The 17,276-nt window shown below is 51.0% G+C and carries 15 protein-coding genes; 7 read left to right on the top strand and 8 right to left on the bottom strand.

Annotation, left to right across the window (positions count from 1 at the left end):
* The 3 genes from ACQY8X_RS04955 to ACQY8X_RS04945 form a co-directional block, all read left to right on the top strand.
* Window positions 1–1,926 (top strand): efflux RND transporter permease subunit (locus ACQY8X_RS04955; RefSeq protein WP_428034039.1); only part of this gene is annotated, 1,926 nt, incomplete at its 5' end.
* Window positions 1,919–2,719 carry an outer membrane lipoprotein-sorting protein gene (locus tag ACQY8X_RS04950; protein WP_428034038.1) on the top strand — a complete coding sequence of 267 codons (801 nt, stop codon included), beginning with the start codon at window positions 1,919–1,921 and terminating at the stop codon, window positions 2,717–2,719. The genes ACQY8X_RS04955 and ACQY8X_RS04950, both read left to right, overlap by 8 nt.
* A 20-nt stretch (window positions 2,720–2,739) precedes the next feature.
* On the top strand, window positions 2,740–4,095 hold the full coding sequence (locus ACQY8X_RS04945) for a hypothetical protein (RefSeq protein ID WP_428034037.1): 1,356 nt from the start codon (window positions 2,740–2,742) through the stop codon (window positions 4,093–4,095).
* A gap of 77 nt (window positions 4,096–4,172) precedes the next feature.
* On the opposite strand, the gene ACQY8X_RS04940 is transcribed toward ACQY8X_RS04945, so the two are convergent.
* The 3 genes from ACQY8X_RS04940 to ACQY8X_RS04930 form a co-directional block, all read right to left on the bottom strand.
* Window positions 4,173–4,727 (bottom strand): DUF5610 domain-containing protein, encoded by a 555-nt coding sequence (locus ACQY8X_RS04940; protein ID WP_428034036.1) that lies wholly within the window; start codon window positions 4,725–4,727, stop codon window positions 4,173–4,175.
* A gap of 146 nt (window positions 4,728–4,873) precedes the next feature.
* Window positions 4,874–6,154: a GGDEF domain-containing protein gene (locus ACQY8X_RS04935; protein WP_428034035.1), complete on the bottom strand. Its 1,281-nt coding sequence runs from the start codon at window positions 6,152–6,154 to the stop codon at window positions 4,874–4,876.
* A 201-nt stretch (window positions 6,155–6,355) separates the two neighbouring features.
* On the bottom strand, window positions 6,356–6,760 hold the full coding sequence (locus ACQY8X_RS04930) for a YgaP family membrane protein (RefSeq protein ID WP_428034034.1): 405 nt from the start codon (window positions 6,758–6,760) through the stop codon (window positions 6,356–6,358).
* Between the two features lie 287 nt (window positions 6,761–7,047).
* On the opposite strand from ACQY8X_RS04930, the gene ACQY8X_RS04925 reads away from it, so the two are divergent.
* Window positions 7,048–7,983, top strand: coding sequence for a universal stress protein (locus ACQY8X_RS04925; RefSeq protein WP_428034033.1), 936 nt, complete (start codon window positions 7,048–7,050; stop codon window positions 7,981–7,983).
* Between the two features lie 47 nt (window positions 7,984–8,030).
* Here the strand turns inward: ACQY8X_RS04925 and xthA are convergent, their stop codons facing one another.
* Window positions 8,031–8,843, bottom strand: coding sequence for an exodeoxyribonuclease III (gene xthA / locus ACQY8X_RS04920; RefSeq protein WP_428034032.1), 813 nt, complete (start codon window positions 8,841–8,843; stop codon window positions 8,031–8,033).
* Window positions 8,844–9,076: 233 nt separating this feature from the next.
* Here xthA and gorA point away from each other — a divergent pair, with 233 nt between their 5' ends.
* Window positions 9,077–10,432, top strand: a complete 1,356-nt coding sequence (gorA, locus tag ACQY8X_RS04915) for a glutathione-disulfide reductase (protein WP_428034031.1) — start codon at window positions 9,077–9,079, stop codon at window positions 10,430–10,432.
* Window positions 10,433–10,555: 123 nt separating this feature from the next.
* On the opposite strand, the gene ACQY8X_RS04910 is transcribed toward gorA, so the two are convergent.
* Window positions 10,556–11,569, bottom strand: a complete 1,014-nt coding sequence (locus ACQY8X_RS04910) for a GGDEF domain-containing protein (protein WP_428034030.1) — start codon at window positions 11,567–11,569, stop codon at window positions 10,556–10,558.
* A 222-nt stretch (window positions 11,570–11,791) separates the two neighbouring features.
* On the opposite strand from ACQY8X_RS04910, the gene ACQY8X_RS04905 reads away from it, so the two are divergent.
* Window positions 11,792–13,462, top strand: coding sequence for a SulP family inorganic anion transporter (locus tag ACQY8X_RS04905; protein WP_428034029.1), 1,671 nt, complete (start codon window positions 11,792–11,794; stop codon window positions 13,460–13,462).
* On the opposite strand, the gene ACQY8X_RS04900 is transcribed toward ACQY8X_RS04905, so the two are convergent.
* Both ACQY8X_RS04900 and ACQY8X_RS04895 read right to left on the bottom strand, forming a co-directional pair.
* Complete coding sequence (locus ACQY8X_RS04900; protein WP_428034028.1) at window positions 13,443–14,045, bottom strand: YigZ family protein; 603 nt, start codon at window positions 14,043–14,045, stop codon at window positions 13,443–13,445. The genes ACQY8X_RS04905 and ACQY8X_RS04900 overlap by 20 nt on opposite strands.
* Window positions 14,046–14,090: 45 nt before the next feature.
* Window positions 14,091–15,254, bottom strand: a complete 1,164-nt coding sequence (locus tag ACQY8X_RS04895; RefSeq protein ID WP_428034027.1) for a cation diffusion facilitator family transporter — start codon at window positions 15,252–15,254, stop codon at window positions 14,091–14,093.
* Window positions 15,255–15,685: 431 nt separating this feature from the next.
* Here ACQY8X_RS04895 and ACQY8X_RS04890 point away from each other — a divergent pair, with 431 nt between their 5' ends.
* Window positions 15,686–16,576 (top strand): bile acid:sodium symporter family protein, encoded by an 891-nt coding sequence (locus ACQY8X_RS04890; RefSeq protein ID WP_428034026.1) that lies wholly within the window; start codon window positions 15,686–15,688, stop codon window positions 16,574–16,576.
* Here ACQY8X_RS04890 and queE read toward each other — a convergent pair.
* Complete coding sequence (gene queE, locus ACQY8X_RS04885) at window positions 16,559–17,209, bottom strand: 7-carboxy-7-deazaguanine synthase (protein WP_428034025.1); 651 nt, start codon at window positions 17,207–17,209, stop codon at window positions 16,559–16,561. The two genes, ACQY8X_RS04890 and queE, sit on opposite strands and share 18 nt — an antisense overlap.
* Between the last annotated feature and the right edge of the window lie 67 nt (window positions 17,210–17,276).

Below are 17,276 nucleotides of genomic sequence, written 5' to 3'. Positions count from 1 at the left end.
GAGATGTTTATCCAGATGGCGATCTCGGCGCCACTGGCAGGTCTGATGATCTTTATCCTGATGTGGGTCTTCTTCCGCAGTTTTCTGCTGATTACCGCGCCGATGCTGGTGGCGATGGGATCGGTGATTATCACTATGGGGTTGCTGATTGGTCAGGGTTATACCGTCCATATTATGAGTTCGATGATTCCCATCTTCCTGATGCCGATTGCGGTGGTCGACTCGGTGCATATCCTGTCTGAATTTGCCGACCGTTATCGCCCGGGTGAAGATCCTAAAACCGCCCTGAAAGAGGTGCTGGGGCATCTGTTTACACCTATGCTCTATACCTCGGTGACCTCAGCGGTGGGTTTTGCTTCACTGGCCTTTACCCCGATCCCGCCGGTACAGATCTTTGGTCTACATGTGGCATTCGGCATTATGCTGGCGTTTGTGCTCACCATCACTCTGGTTCCGGCATATATCATCAGCCTGTCACCTAAGCGCATGGCGCAGATGAAGGACCACAATATTGAAGATGACGATAACTCGTTTCTGGGACGTTTGCTGATCTCAACCGGACGTTTTTCTATCGCCCGGGCCAAGGGATTGCTGCTGTTTTTTGTTCTCATCGTGGCAGGCAGTGCTTATGGTGTGGCGCAGATTCAGATTAATGATAACCCGGTTCGCTGGTTTAAGCCTGACCATCCGCTGCGTGTGGCAGACCGGGTAATGAACCACCATTTCCCCGGGACGTACAATGCATTTCTGGTGTTGGATAAGAGTGGTGATCTGCGCAGCGGACTGGAGCAAACGCTTCTGACCCGGGCGGCGCAAGAGGGTGTCGATCTGCAGCAGAAACTTGACAGCGTCAATGTCGAGAGCTTTATCGAATATACCAATGGGCTGATCAATCTGTTCGACCAGCTCAGTTATGATGACAGCGCTCATGAAACAATGTGGCTTGAGTTGTTGGATATGACCGAAAAGGCTCAGATAAACAGTAAGTATTTTCTGACACCGGAAGCGATGAAATATGTCGACGATCTGCAGAACTTCCTTGATCAGTCTGAATATGTTGGCAAGAGTAACGGATTGCCAACGATGTTGAAGACGGTTTATCGTGAGCTCAATGGTGGGGCTGCCGACCAGTATCGTCTGCCACCGACCGCCACGGCTGCTGCACAGACAGTGTTGAGCTTTCAGGGCTCACACCGTCCCAATGACTTGTGGCATATGGTGACACCGGATTATCGTTCAACGGTGTTATGGTTGCAGTTAAGCAGTGGTGATAACCAGGATATGAGCCGGGTGTTGCAACTGGTCGATGGCTATGTGGTCGATCATCCACTGCCGGATGGGGTCAAACTCAATTGGGCGGGTCTTACCTACATTAACGTTGTCTGGCAGGATGAGATGGTTAACGGCATGCTGAACAGCCTGATGGGCGCGTTCTTTATGGTGTTGCTGATCATGGTTGTGCTGTTCCGTTCAGTGAAAATAGGCCTGCTGTCAATGCTGCCACTGACCGTGACTATCCTCTTTATTTACGGCCTGATCGGGCTGGTAGGTAAGGATTACGATATGCCGATTGCCGTGCTGTCGGCACTGACTCTGGGGCTGTCGGTGGATTTTGCGATTCACTTCCTGGAGCGCACCCGGGCGATCTATCGTGAGTGTGGCAGTTGGGAGCAAACTGTCGCGGAGGTCTATAAAGGGCCCTCCCGGGCGATCAGCCGTAACGCCGTCGTGGTTGCTATCGGCTTCACCCCCTTGCTGTTTGCTCCACTGGTTCCCTACATTACCGTGGGCTTCTTCCTGGCAACCATCATGGCTGTGTCCGCTGTCGTCACCGTCATGTTGTTGCCAGCGGTAATGGAGATGATTAAAGATAAAGATAGTTTGTTTGGCGTTAAGCCGGGCATAAAGGAGAGTACCCATGATTAAGCAACTGTTTACCACATTGGTCGCGGGTCTGACCCTGTCAGCACAGCTGTATGCTGCAGATCTGACCAACGTTGATGAAATAGTGAAACAGGCCAATCTGGCTGCCTACTATCAGGGGGCTGATGGTCGTTCAGAAGCACGGATGCTGATTCAGGACTCACAGGGGCGGGAACAACAGCGACAGTTTACTATTCTGCGTCGGGATCATGAGGATGGCGGGGATCAGCAGTTTCTGGTTGCCTTCAGCCGACCAGCTGATGTTCGTGATACCGTATTCCTGGTGGAAAAACATGCCGGGACCGATGATGACCGCTGGCTCTACCTTCCTGGTCTGGACCTGGTAAAACGGATATCTGCCGGTGATAAACGCACCAGTTTTGTCGGCTCTAACTATTTTTATGAGGATGTTTCTGGTCGTAATCCGGAAGAGGATAATCACCAACTGCTGGAAACCACCGCCGAGTTCTATGTGTTGGATAACAGTCCTAAAGACCCTGATTCGGTCGAGTTCAGCCATTATCGCGTATGGATCGATAAGGTCAGTATGCTGCCGATGAAAATTGAGTATTACGATGTCAATGACAAACCGTATCGCCGGGTTGAAGTACTGGCAACTGAACCGGTTCAGGGTATCCCTACGGTGACTAAGTCCAGAGTCAGTGATCTGGTCAGTGGTGCCAGTACCACAATGGAGTTTCGTTTTATCCGCTATGACCTGGGGATGGACAGCTCTGTCTTTACAGAGCGATCCCTGCGTAATCCGCCGCGTCAGTGGCTTAAGCGTCCAGAATAATAACGATAGGGGTATCTATAGTGCGGGATATTTCAGTATTGCAACCAGCTGTGTTGATCATCGCTTTGCTGTCCGCCAGTTCGGTGATGGCTGCGCAGCAGGAGACCGCTCCGCTAGCCAGTGATAGTGAGCAGGGCTGGGGCAATGATAACTGGAGTGATGATAGCTGGGCTGAGCCGAAAAGCACCAGTAGCTGGCATGGCTTCATTGAGGGGGGGCTGGGAAACCGGCTGAGTCATGACCCGGCCCTGAATGATCGTTTTTCTCCGGTTGATGATGCAACCTTATCAGACCTGCGGTTACGTCTGGAAACCACCGGTTATCGTGGTAATGACCGTTATGCCTTAAAAGCGGATCTGTACGCCGATGGCGTTGATCAGGGGGTGCGGGGGGATTTGCGCGAAGCGTCCTACACCCTGAGCCCTATTGACCGCACCGATCTGAAGTTGGGGCAACAGGTGCTGACCTGGGGAACAGGGGATCTGTTGTTTCTAAATGACCTGTTTCCTAAGGACTGGCAGTCATTTTTTGCAGGCCGGGATACCGAGTATCTGAAAGCACCGGCTTTAGCGGCAAAAGCTAGCTATTATGGCGACTCAGCCAGCCTGGATCTGGTGTGGATGCCGGACTATACCTCTGACCGTTATATTAACGGCGAGCGGTTTTCCTGGTTTTCGCCACAGGCAGGGCATAACGTTGCTGCGCCTGCCGGACGGATCGATGCAGAGGAACCCGCGAACAGCTTCACCAATGGTGAGTTTGCGGCCCGGATTTCCGGCAGCATTGACAGTACCGAGTGGGCTTTGTATGGCTATCGGGGGTTTCAGAAGCAGCCTAATGCTTTGGATAGCACGGGGCATCCGGTATTCACACGTCTGAATGTGCTGGGTGCCAGTGTCCGGGGAAATCTCGGTTCCGGATTAGCCAATGCCGAGGTGGCACTGCATATGGCGGAAGACAATGATGGCCGCGACCCTTATAAGCCTAATAGCCAGTTTCGTTTGTTGTTGGGATATGAACGGGAGTTGCTGCCAAAACTGACCCTGGGGTTGCAATATTATCTGGAGCAAACCCTCGATTATGATGCGCTTGAGGCGGCATCGCCATCGCCTTATAACCCCGAGGAGTATCGCTATCTCTATACCACCCGGCTGAACTACCGGATGTGGCAGGATAATCTGGTCTGGTCGATGTTTGTATTTTATTCCCCCAGTGATGATGATTATTATGCCCGACCATCGGTTAACTATCGCCACAGTGATACGTTGAGTTTCGATCTGGGGGCTAATCTGTTCGGGGGTGACAAGGGGTATACTTTTTTTGGCCAGTTTGAAGATGCCAGTAATATCTATGGCCGGGTGCGCTATGCGTTTTGAGGCTATCGGATGATAAATAAAAACCGGGCATTGCCCGGTTTTTACGTTATATGGCGAGTGGTTTCTTCCGGCTTTATCTATTCTGCGACATTTTCTGCCGGCGTTTGCGCCTGATTCAGCAGTGTATCCATCAGTGTGGAAAGCTTCTCCTGCACCAGATCGTAAGTGGTATCGATATTGGATGCGATATCGCCCTGCAATACCTTCAGGCCATCAAGAATTTCCCGGGCATCGGCAAAACCCTGGTCGATGCCACCAGAAATCAACTCAACAAAACTTTTTGCCTGAGTCTGGTAATCCATCTCCGGATGTTGGGCCTGATAGCTGCTAAAAAAGTTTGCACTCAGCGAGACAATTCGTTCAGCTGTTGCCTCGGGGGTGACATCCAGGCCAGAATCATAGGCTTTCTGAATCGATGAAGAGCCCAGATCGGTTTCCAGTACTTTGTTCAATTCAGTGACAGCGGTGCGATACAGCAGCGCCAGGGAATCGTTACCTGAAGAGATGCTGACTTCCAGAGAGGCCTGCAATATCGCCTGATTCTGTGCGTTTCGTGCTTGTTGCGTCGGCGTTTCCTCGGTATGTTTAGTACGCTCTGTGGCCGACTGACTCTGTATAGAACTGATCTCCATATCATCTCCTTTGCTTGCGTTGCAGGAACTCATTTGACGAGCTTTGATTTTTATCAGCTTTAAGTTGTTAAGGGTTTAAGTTTAGTAACCACCCCGTATCACGCAAGGTTATCGGCTGCTACTGGCTTTTTATAGGTGAAAGTTTTTCATGAAGTGACAACTTTACGCCTGCGGGGTTGCGCGATATGGCAGGCAATAGCGCGGTTACGACCCTGTTGTTTTGCCAGATAGAGTGCTTCATCCGCCTGTTTTATAACTGCCTGACTGTCTTTGTGCTGTGGTGTTTTTTCGCACAGACCGATACTGACAGTCACTTCTGTGGTGCCCTCAGGCCGAGCCGAACGGCTGCGCTGTCGGCGGCCCTGTTTTTCATCTCCGGGGCGATTTTTATCCCGGATCCGCATCGGATAAGCCTCAATGGTGGTACGCACTTTTTCTGCGATCTCGATGGCCCTGATTTCATCCATCCTTTTGAATACGATTGTGAACTCTTCGCCGCCGTAACGGAAGACACTTGCCCCCCGGGCTGCCTGTTTCATCTGGCTGGCGACCATTTTCAACACCTGGTCTCCGACATCATGGCCATAGGTGTCGTTAAATTGTTTAAAGTGGTCAATATCTACCATCCCCAGGGTGTAGTGGCGCCCCGCACTGCGCAGGGTATTTTCCAATGCCCGGCGTCCGGGCAGGCCGGTTAGCTCATCAATAAAGGCCATGCTGTATGAGTTAAACAGGACGGTAAACAGAATCAGTATCAGCCCCAGGGTACAGCTGAGAACGGAAATGGATGATTCGCTGAACAGCGCTAACATGGTCGCAATCGCCAGAGTGATGATTACCAGACAGGCATCCGCGAGCGTGGCTCTGAACCACAGGATAATGAGCCCCAGCAGGGTCGCAGTTGCGAATGCTGAGATTGACCACTGACTGAGCAGATAGGGGTCGGAAAACATCTGAATCAGCCCCATCGGCAGTTCACTGAACCAGTCGGTAAGCAGCCCCTTTTGTGCGGCTATCCAGAACAGCAGATAACCCCCAATAATCAGTGGCAGGTGTCTGATTAGCCAGCGGGTGCTCAGACCCCGTTCCGGAATGAAGTTAATAAACAGCTGTAGCAGAGGAAACAGCAGGCTGATACAACTGAATAAAACGAAATTAGAGGGTTGGCTGAGGCTGGTTTGCAGTTGGTTCTGTATTAACAAAAACAGACAGAGCAGATTAACCGTTGTCAACAACAAGCGGCCCTGATTAAAGCTGACACAGAGAATCACCGACAGTCCACCCAGCAGAGGGGGGAGATAGCTAAACAGCTGTTGCTGGATAAAACTAAGATTCTGTAGCTGGCTATGGATGAGGGGCGCCAGCAGCATAAGTATGATGCCAGGTAGCATCAGCTTAAACATTTTCTGCAAGTTATAACGCAGCACCCGGTGTTCTCCTCTTAGTCTATCGTTTTATCCTACCATGGTGGCTGGCAATTCAGTGATGAGAAGTGCGCAGTAGTTACCGCTTTGGGTAAATTAGGCAGCTGTTTATCGCAGAGGTAAGAGGGGGAGAGATTAGTGTCAGCAGATAGAAAAAATGCCGCATAGGGCGGCATTAGTAATACAGGCAGTGATGTTGCAGCGTTAAGCCGCTTTTTTAAAGCCCAGCAGGGATGCGACGGTGAATGCCGGACACCAGCCGGTGAATGCAGACTGAAGCAGGCTGGCCCCAACCACGGCGGTGATATACAGCACCCATTGTGGTGCAGCAAAAAACATAAACGCAGCAACGGTAATCAGAACCGCAGCGCCAGCGATAATGTGGACCCCCTGATGGACACTCATCCCGGTAGCGCAGGTTTGTTCTTTCAGCTTCAGCATGCGAAAGACGGTTATTGCCGGACACCACTTGGTGAAGCCTGATTGCAGCAGATTAAGGCCGACAAAACCAGTGAGGTAATACCAGGCCGGATTGAGGTAAGTTCCCAGTGCCAGGCTGATAAGAATAACGGTTCCTGCCAGCAGGCGAAGGGCTGCGTTAAGAGTCATACGGGTAACCTCGTGGTTAAATTATGGGTGTACAGTTATGCTTAGACAGTATTGATGGCTATCAGTACCATCGAAAATCATGTTGCTCATTATATATTAGAAAGTCTTAATATAAAAGATCACCTGTGGTCGCTCTGTAATATTCAACGGTCAGATCAACAGGACGCTCGTGTGCAGATAGCACTAAAAAAACGCTATCGCTTATACGTTGCAGATCAAGAGATTGGGTTGGCAAAATGGTGATGCTGGCGCATGCTTAAAGGGTAACCCACTGAGGAGGTTCTGTTGTGGATATCAGCAAAATTCTGGTGAATATTGAGCAGGGTAAAGATTGCAGTCTGTTACTGGAAAAGGCTGTGCGGTTGGCAGAGGGGAGTGGTGCTAAAGTAGAGTTGTTTTGTTGCTGTTACAGCAGTTCGTTGCGTAACAGCTATCTGCTGGATAATGAATCCCTGCTCAAGGCAGAGCACGGCTATATGCGTCAGGCCGAAGCGGAGTTAGAGCGACAGGCCGAGCCGTTTGAAGAGCTTAATATCGATGTTGACCTGGATCTCTGCTGGCAGCGGCACCGGGCTGAAGCGTTGGTGCGTAAGGTGCTCCGCTATGAACCTGATATCGTTCTGCACCCGATAGCTCAGCACAGTCGTCTCGGACACTACATCTTTGACCAGAGCGACTGGCAGTTGATCAGAGAGTGCCCCGTACCGTTGTTGTTAGTTAAACAGAAGCCCTGGTCTGATGGCAGTCATGTGGCGGCAGCGGTTGATCCCTTCCATGAGTGCGATAGTCCGGCGGCTCTGGATAAAACAATACTGGAGTGGGCGCGGCGCCTGGTGCAGACTCTGGAAGGAGACCTGAAAGTGATGCACAGCTTTAACGTGCTGCCTCACTCTGCCATTTTCGATGAACATCTGGTGACCGACTTCGAGGGGATGCAGCGCAAGGTCAGGGCTGAGCATGTGGCTGCTCTGGGGCAGTTGCTGGAGCCCTATGGTCTGACCACAGATAGCCCTGCGGTTACGCTTAAAGAGAAGGAGACTTCTCAGGCTATCCTCGAATATGTGGATGAAGCACATATTGACATACTGGTTTTGGGGGCAGTGGCGCGGGGATTGCTGGATCGGATACTGGTGGGTAGTACGATAGAGCGGATTCTGGATGAACTACATGCAGACCTGATGGTAGTTAAGCCTGCAGACTTTGTCAGTTCTGTTACGGAATAATTCAGCGGGACTCTACTGGGGGCTGAACGCCCCCAGTGGACTGTTTCTCAGCGATCAAACTGAGCCCAGATCGGGGCATGATCTGATGGTTTTTCCATACCGCGAATATCGTAATCAATATTGGCGTCAGTACAACGCAGGTAGAGCGGTGCCGTTACCAGTACCGCGTCGATACGCAGCCCCCGTTTGGGGTTATCTTCAAACCCTTTGCTGCGATAATCAAACCAGCTGAACAGGTTATCAGTGTCGGGATGTATCTTGCGAAACGTATCTTGCAGCCCCCAGCCTAATAGTCGAGCCAGCCATTGACGCTCTTCTGGCTGGAAACTGGTTTTACCGGTTTTTAACCAGCGTTTACGGTTTACCTCACCGATACCGATGTCGATATCTTCCGGTGAGATATTCAGGTCACCCATCACCACCAGAGGTTGAGAGGGGTCGCACTGTTGTTCCAGATAGTTCTGCAAATCAGCATAGTATTTACGTTTGGCCGGGTATTTGGTTTCGTGGGCAATATTTTCCCCCTGGGGAAAGTAACCATTGAGGACTTTTACCCGCAGACCGTCAATATCGTACTCGCCGATAATCATCCGTTTCTGTGCCTCTTCATCATCTCCGGGAAACCCTTTCTCCAGGGCAACAGGCGGTTGCTTTGAGATCAGGCAGACACCGTAGTGGCCTTTCTGGCCGTGGAATTCCACATGATAGCCCAGCGCAGTGATCATCTCAGCGGGAAACTCGTCATCATGAACTTTGGTTTCCTGAATCCCGATAACATCCGGCTGATGTTTCTCTATCAGGGCTTTAATCTGGTGGGGCCGGGCACGCAGGCCGTTGGTATTAAATGAGATCAGTTTCATGATAAATCCAAAGACAATCAAATAAAGAGGAGTAATGAGGCGCTTAACTTAACCTTCGCCCGGGCAAAGTGCAAATGCAGACTGATTGAAAAACCCTATTGCCGGATTTGCCTATCTTTATTGGCATCATTGAGCGACAACAGGTAGATTATGGCGCATAGTTTTTATCAGACCGTCCATATGTTCAGGTACAGTCTGTTCAGTTAATTGTTATCAGTGTTAAGGGGAATCCTGTGGCAGAGTTTGATTTTGATCTGTTTGTAATCGGTGCCGGTTCGGGTGGTGTTCGGGCTGGGCGTATGGCGGCCGCAATGGGGGTTCGGGTAGGGATGGCAGAAGACCGCTACCTGGGTGGCACCTGTGTCAATGTTGGCTGTGTGCCAAAGAAACTGTTTGTGTATGGCTCCCATTTCAGTGAGGAGTTTGAAAATGCCGCCGGGTTTGGCTGGACGGTAGGAAAATCCACCTTTGACTGGCCAACCCTGAGGGACAATAAAACCAAAGAGATTGAGCGACTCAATGGTATCTACCGCAATATGCTGGTTAATTCCGGGGTCAACCTGCTGGATGGCCGGGCGCGAATTACCGGAGCCAATACGGTGGAGGTCTCTGGTAAGCAGTACAGCGCTGAGCGGATTCTGATCGCTACCGGTGGCTGGCCCTATGTGCCAGAGTTTCCTGGCAGTGAACATGTGATCAGCTCTAACGAAGTGTTCTATCTTGACCAGTTCCCTAAGCGGGCAATTGTGGTCGGCGGTGGCTATATCGCGGTTGAGTTTGCCGGTATCTTTGCCGGACTTGGTGCTGAAACCTCGCTGATCTATCGGGGAGATCTGTTCCTGCGTGGTTTTGATCAGGAGGTCCGGGAGTTTACCGCGGAGGAAGTGGCGAAGAAACATGTGAATCTGCGCTTTAATAACAATATTGAGAAGATCGAAAAACAGGCGGATGGCTCGTTGCTGGCACATCTGACCGATGGCTCAACGCTGGAAGCAGACACCATTATGTATGCCACTGGCCGGGTGCCTAATGTGATGGATCTGGGCCTGGAAAATATCAGCGTTGAACAGAAAGCGAATGGCGCGATTGTTGTTAACGATCAGTTTCAGACCGCAGAACCGTCGGTTTACGCCATCGGTGATGTGATCGACCGGGTGCAGCTGACCCCTGTGGCGTTGGCGGAAGGGATGGCGTTGGTGCGTAACCTGTATGCGGGTAAAAATCAGCAGGTGGACTATGATCTGATCGCGACGGCGGTGTTCTGTCAGCCAAATATTGGTACGGTTGGTCTGTCTGAAGAAAAAAGTCGTGAACTCTATGAAAATGTTGATGTCTATAAGTCTACGTTCAGAGCAATGAAGCATACGATTAGCGGTAGTGACGAGAAAACCTTCATGAAGATGTTGGTTGATCGTGACAGCGACAAGGTGCTTGGGGTGCATATGGTAGGCCCCGATGCTGGCGAAATTATTCAGGGCATAGCTGTCGCTCTGAAAGCCGGCGCCACCAAAGCGGTGTTTGATTCCACCATTGGAATTCACCCGACTGCAGCTGAAGAGTTTGTAACAATGCGTGAACCAGCGAGTTAAGTGACCTTCATCGACTATTCCCCCGGCTGCTCTGCAGACCGGGGATTTTTTTGTCTTAAGTCTGTCGTTTTACCTGTTTAATGTAATCGGGAAGGCGTTGAACAGACGCAGTCTGAATCCGATCTAATTAGCGGTCTGCACGTTATTCCGTCCGGCTTGCTTGGCTTTGTAAAGGGCTGCATCTGCACGGGCAATCAGACTTTCCGGTGATTCATCGGTTTCTAGGTGAGCCACGCCGAAAGAGGCGGTAACCGAGCTGATAACTTCCCCACTTGTTTTCTGCTTGATACGGATACCGGCAACCTTTTTGCGCACTCTCTCTGCCAGCTCACAGGCATCAGGCACTGTGGTATTGGGCAGTAACATGGAAAACTCCTCACCGCCAAAGCGAACCGGAAGCCGGGGCTCTGAGCACTCCTCTTTGATCAGTCTGGCAACATACTGTAGTACCTTATCGCCCATCTGGTGGCCGTAGGCATCATTAAACTTCTTGAAAAAATCGATATCAACCATAATCAGTGAAACGTCAGGTTGCGGCAGCGATGCCAGCTCACTGATCTCGGTATCAAAGACCCGGCGATTATATAAACCGGTCAGTGGGTCGATTGTGGCTTCCTGCCGGGACTCGTGCAGCTCTCGTTTCAGTTTGCTGATCTCAGTCTGGGCCTCATCAATTTTTTTCTGAAACTGGCGGGTGCTTTCGCTGATGGTGACGGTATTGACCGCGAGGTTCTGGATTATTGTTTCCAGACTCAAATTATCATTATTGTCTTTGAGTGCTGCCAGACTCTCCAGCAGCACCTCGTTATAGGCTTTGGTGTCCTGAACGGTTAATGAGGCTGAACTTTCCAGGTCTCCCATAACGGACAGCATCGCTTGTTGCAGCGTTTCCGTGTTTGCCGCTTCCTCGTTTATCAGAAAGTCACGGAAAAGCAGTTCACTGATTCTGTTCGGGCAAGTGCCATAGATTTCCAGCATCTTGTCCATCTGCTGGTTCAGCATCGGCATCGCTCCGGAAACATAGGCGTACCAAAGGGCATAATTCAGTGGTGTGGTGGGGATACCATTTTTTACCATCAGGGGAATTGCGCGACGAAGATATTCAGTTGCTTGTTGCGGATTATCTGCGAACTTCATAGAACCTTTTTCCTATTTCGCCAGACTGTAGGGGCTAAATTTGAACCGGCAGAAGCATAACATTAATTTTAATAGGGGTAGATAGCACAACAGTCAACTTTGTGCTGATATCGACTAATTATTCATTGCTTCAATCTGGCAAGTGATGGATGGTTGTATGAGCATTTTGTGTTCTAAATCTGTCCAGACACTAATAAATATAAAACTTAGTCAGGATCTGATATGTCGCTGATTCATGGGCTTCATTTTCATAATCTCAGAGGCGACCTGCTGGGAGGGGTAACTGCCGCAGTGGTTGCCCTGCCATTAGCACTGGCGTTTGGTGTCTCTTCCGGGGCCGGTGCTATCGCGGGTCTTTACGGTGCTATTTTTGTCGGGTTGTTTGCGGCGTTGTTTGGTGGAACCCCCAGTCAGGTATCCGGCCCGACAGGCCCCATGACCGTCGTTATGTCCTCGGTATTTACCCAGTTTGTTGCTCTGGATCCGCAAAGCGGGCCGTTATTTGCATTTACGGTTGTGATGCTGGGGGGCTTGTTGCAGATGTTGTTTGGTCTGCTGAAACTGGGCCGGTATGTCACCCTGGTACCGTTTCCGGTGATCTCTGGTTTTATGTCGGGTATCGGGATCATCATTATCCTGCTTCAACTGGGGCCTATGTTTGGTTTTCCTTCATCAGCGAGTGCAGCTGAAGCCCTGCGACAGATACCCCATTATCTCGCGGCAGCCGATCCAGCAGCGTTACTGCTTGGTTCTATAACGCTGGCTATCGTGTTGTTTTGCCCGAAAAAACTGGCCCGTATTATTCCACCAACGCTGTTGGCTCTGATCATCGGTACCCTGGTGTACCAGTTGTTTCATGGTCATACCGATCTGGCGGTGATTGGTCATATACCCACCGGTATTCCTCAGCTGCAGATCCCCCGGTTTTCGATGGAAATTCTGTCTGACATGTTATTTGCGGCGATGATGCTGGCAGTGTTGGGATCAATTGATTCGCTTCTTACTTCACTGGTGGCGGACAATATGACTAAAACCCAGCATGATTCAGACCGTGAGCTGATCGGGCAGGGCATTGGCAATATGGTCGCCGGATTGTTCGGTGGCTTGCCGGGCGCCGGAGCAACCATGCGTACCGTGGTGAACATAAAAGCCGGGGGCATGACGCCAATTGCGGGTTGTTTTCATGCGTTCGTACTGATCTGTGTCGTTCTGGGGGCGGCGCCCCTGGCAGAAACGATTCCCCATGCGGTGCTGGCGGGTATCCTTATCAAGGTGGGGCTGGATATCATTGACTGGCGCTTTCTGGCCCGGCTGCCCCGGGCGCCCCTTTTTGTGGCCTGCCTGATGGTGCTGGTGCTGGTATTGACGGTAATGGTCGACCTGGTGACCGCAGTCTTTGCTGGGGTATTTATTGCCAACGTGGTGACGGTTAAGCGGCTGGCTGATAATCAGCTGGACAGTATCCGGTTGATTGACAGTGTTGCTGGAGATGATGAGGGGCTGAGTAAACGGGAGCGTAAATTGCTTGCTGAGACCCGTGGACGGGTGCTTCTGTATCAGTTTGATGGTCCGGTCAGTTATGCCGCAGCAAAAGGCCTGGCTGCTAAACTGCAGGGGCGGAACCCTCATGATGCTTTATTACTTGATTTTAGCCGGGTACCGCTGATCGATGTTTCTACCGCGCTGGCAATTGAGGATATGATTATCGATGCCCAACAGTTAGGCCGGGATGTTCATATTATCGGCCTTAATCCGATTGTTAAGGATATCCTCAGCCGCTTGAAAATTCTCGGTTTGATTCCACAGAGTTCCTGCCATGAGACCCGCAGCCAGGCATTGGCAAGCGCATATGCCATGGTGTTCAGTGACGAAATTAACTCAGGCTCAGGCTAATAAGGTGCTGGAAGGGGGTAAGTGCCTGTCTGAAATCGGTTTGTCGATCTGCTTCCAGCGTGGCGGTTAGCATAAAGGTTTCGCCAAAACTGCGTTCACAGTTGCGTAGCTGAAACTGGCTTACCAGGTGCTCTAACTCTCCGGTAAGGTGATAGGGGGCTGAGAGACTGATAGCGACAGTAGCCACCACTGCAACAGTGGGAAGCTCGTGCAGCCCCTGTTGTACCGCTTGTGAGTAGGCCCGCGCCAGCCCTCCGGTACCCAGTTTGATGCCACCGAAATAGCGGGTGACAACCGCACAGATATTGCCCAGATCACTGTGTTGCAACACGTTCAGCATGGGCTGACCAGCGGTTCCTTTGGGTTCACCATCATCGCTACAGTTCCATTGGTGGACATCTTCAGGTTGGCCTGCGATATAGGCCCAGCAATGGTGGTTGGCTTTAGGGTGGCTGTGGCGCACTGAGCCGATGAAGCGCAGCGCATCATCCCGGTTATCAACTGGCTGGACATCACAGATAAAACGGCTTTTGCGAATCTCCAGCTCGACGCTATGTTGCCGGGCCGGGCGTCTATAATCCATCAGTTAACGCTCATAAAACAACGCTCATCGATACAGTAGAAGCGACTACAGCTTAGGAGGCTGGTATCCCTGCCAAAGGCGGATACTTCTGAACCAGCTGTACTGCCTGAATAATCGATCGAGATCTGACTCCAGCTCTTTCATATTGATTTGCTGATTAGTCGGGGTGTCCAGCAGCATCAGTTCAATTTCAACAGAGTCCCTACGGTAATATAGGGCCAGACGGCTGATTCCAAGCTCGGGATGGCCAGCCTGTTCTAATAGCTCCCACAATACCCCGCTGATCTCGGTACGTACCGGCAGGTTGGTTGAGTTGTCAAACTCCTCTTCATCATCGTAAGTATCGATATGAAAGATGATATGGCCAATATCTTCAAACTTCTTCATCAACCTTAAGACTACTTTATCGCCGATATAATGACCTTCTGAGGCGCTCAGGTGGGGAGCGACCTGCAGGTGCATCTCCAGCAGGCTCTGACTGCCCATGCTGCGGCTTTTGAAACTGTGCACGCTGAGAATGCCTTCAACCTGCATAATGACATCGGTATAGGCCTGGGTCTGTTCTTCCGGTAGGGCCGTATCCACCAGCTCAAGGATACTTTTCCAGGTCAGGTCCCAGCCCACCTTGGCAATAATTGCTGCCACGCCGACCGCCGCTACAGCATCGAGCCAGGCCATTCCCGCCATTGCCCCGGCAACACCAAAAAAAACAACGATAGAGGAGAAGGCATCGGTACGACTATGCCAGGCGTTGGCAATAATCAGATCGGATTTGATCCGTTTACCAACGGCCAGGGTGTAACGGAAGATAGCTTCTTTAGCTAAAACCGAGATCGCAGCAATCAGCAGAGCAGGCCACTCTGGCAGCTGCACAACATCAGCACGGATAAGGGTAAGCAAACTTTCATAGGCCATTGCCCCGGCAACAGCGATGAGGATACAACCCAGGATGACCGTACCGATGGTTTCGAATCGGGCATGTCCCCAGGGGTGCTCTTCATCGGGCTCCTCATGGGAGTATCTGATGATCCAGACCACCAGAAAGTCGGTCAGCAGATCAGACAGCGAGTGGATACCATCGGCGATCAGCGCGCTGGAGTGAGATAGCATACCGAAAACAATTTTCAGCACACCCAGAATGGTATCAATAACCGAACCGATAATGGTAATACGCTGAGCCTGAGACTGATTACTTCGTGTTTCTAGCATGAGTAAAAAAGAGTCCGATTCTTTGAGAGGGCAATATGGTAAGTGGAACTGAATCAATTGACCAGATGAAAGCCACTTTTTCTAATTTTTTTTACCACTGGTGGGTTGACTTTTATCTGTCACAGCAACGACGCTGAATTGACACTTATCTTGGATAAGTATCAGAAAGTATCCGTTTGATCCAGATCAATTAACTATAACTCATTGAAATATAACAATAAAAACATCTGGTCAAAAAATAACCATATTATGCGGATCGGTGAAACGCCGGGTCATCTGGGGGGGTAATTTCAGGGTACCCACAACGTTATCCACAGCTTATGTGGGTAGATTGGGATAGCCCTTTAGTTCTCTGTTCTCTGGCGGTTGTCTTAGGCTTCTCCCCGTCCTACTATAGCGCTCTTTAAATGTGTCTGATGGAGTGATCCTGAATGGAAGGTGGCAATGCACTTTCACTGTTATTACCGGTTGCTCTGTTTATTATTATGCTGGGCATGGGGCTGACATTAAAACCCTCTGATTTTGTATCGTTGCGATATCGGCCGCTGGCTATCATCGCCGGTGTGGTGCTGCAGCTTCTGTTTCTGCCGTTGCTGGCCTGGCTGGTGGTGACCGCGTTGGCGCTGCCGGTGACGCTGGCGGCGGGGTTACTGATCGTCTCTTTTGCGCCGGGTGGAGCCACTTCGAATATGATCAGTTATCTGTGTCGCGCGGATACTGCATTGTCAATTTCGTTGACTGCGATCACCAGTCTGATCATCCCTTTTACACTTCCCTGGCTGACCTGGTTCACGCTCGAACATCTGCTAGGGCATGGTGTGATGGTAGAGTTGCCACTGTTAAGCACTATTATGAAACTGGTTATAGTAACCCTGTTGCCCGTGGCGATTGGCGTGTTTATACATCAGCGCTGGCCGCATACCTGTGCGCGGTTGCAACGGCCAGTAAAGATACTCTCTCTGGTGTTTATGTGTGTGGTAGTGGTGATGATCAGCTGGGCTAATCGGTCAGTGTTACCACAACTCTTGCCGGTTCTGAGTCCGGCGATTATCCTGCTGGCCAGCAGTGCGATGCTGCTGGCGGTGCTGATCGCCCGCTACTTGCTACGCTTGAATACAGAAACGGCGCTGACGCTGGGTATTGAAACAGGGATTCAGAATGCCGGTACCGCATTGATGGTTACCAGCGCCATACTGCAACAACCTGAGATGTCTCTGGCGGTGCTGCTGTATGGCATTCTGATGCAGATACCGGCGGTGTTGCTGGTGCTCTGGCGCAACAGTCCGGCAAGCTTGCGTGCGGCTTTAGTCAATGCCGAGTAGCTTATGGGTCTGCAGGCTTAGTTTCCATTGAGGATTAGCCAGGCAGTAACGGATGCTGTCCTGGGTGTTCATGCGCTGCAGTGGCCCATCCATCGCCTGCAGGTAAAAATGGCTAAACTGCAGCTGTGCAAACTGTTCCGGCTGGGCCAGGGGTTGGGGGTAAACCAGCTTTAGTTCATCACCACTGAGTTGCACCAGTGCTGCATCCGCCTTCGGGCTGACACAGATCCAGTCGACCTCTTCCGGAACCGGCAGGGTGCCATTGGTTTCTACAGCGACTTCGAAGCCCTGCTGATGCAGCGCTTCGATCAGTTCTGCGTCAAGTTGCAGCAGTGGTTCGCCACCGGTACAGACGACATAAGGGGTTCCCTGATGCGCTTCGGGGGTATCGGGCCAGAAGCTTTTTACCTTCTGCGCCAGGGCTTCAGCTGACTTGAATTTACCACCATTCTGACCATCGGTGCCGATAAAATCGGTATCACAGAAATCGCACACCGCTTTACTGCGATCCTGCTCCCGGCCGGACCAGAGGTTGCAGCCGGTAAAACGACAGAAAACCGCAGGGCGGCCAGCTTGTGCACCTTCACCCTGGAGGGTGTAGAAAATCTCTTTTACGCTGTAACTTTTACTCACGGAAGGGTCCTGATTTGCTGGATGGGCGTAGTCTACACAGTGACCAGCATAGTTCAAATAGTAAGCC

The sequence above is a fragment of the Amphritea sp. genome, assembly GCF_050300915.1.
Lineage (GTDB): Bacteria > Pseudomonadota > Gammaproteobacteria > Pseudomonadales > Balneatricaceae > Amphritea.
This window is presented reverse-complemented; position numbering and strand designations above follow the sequence as displayed.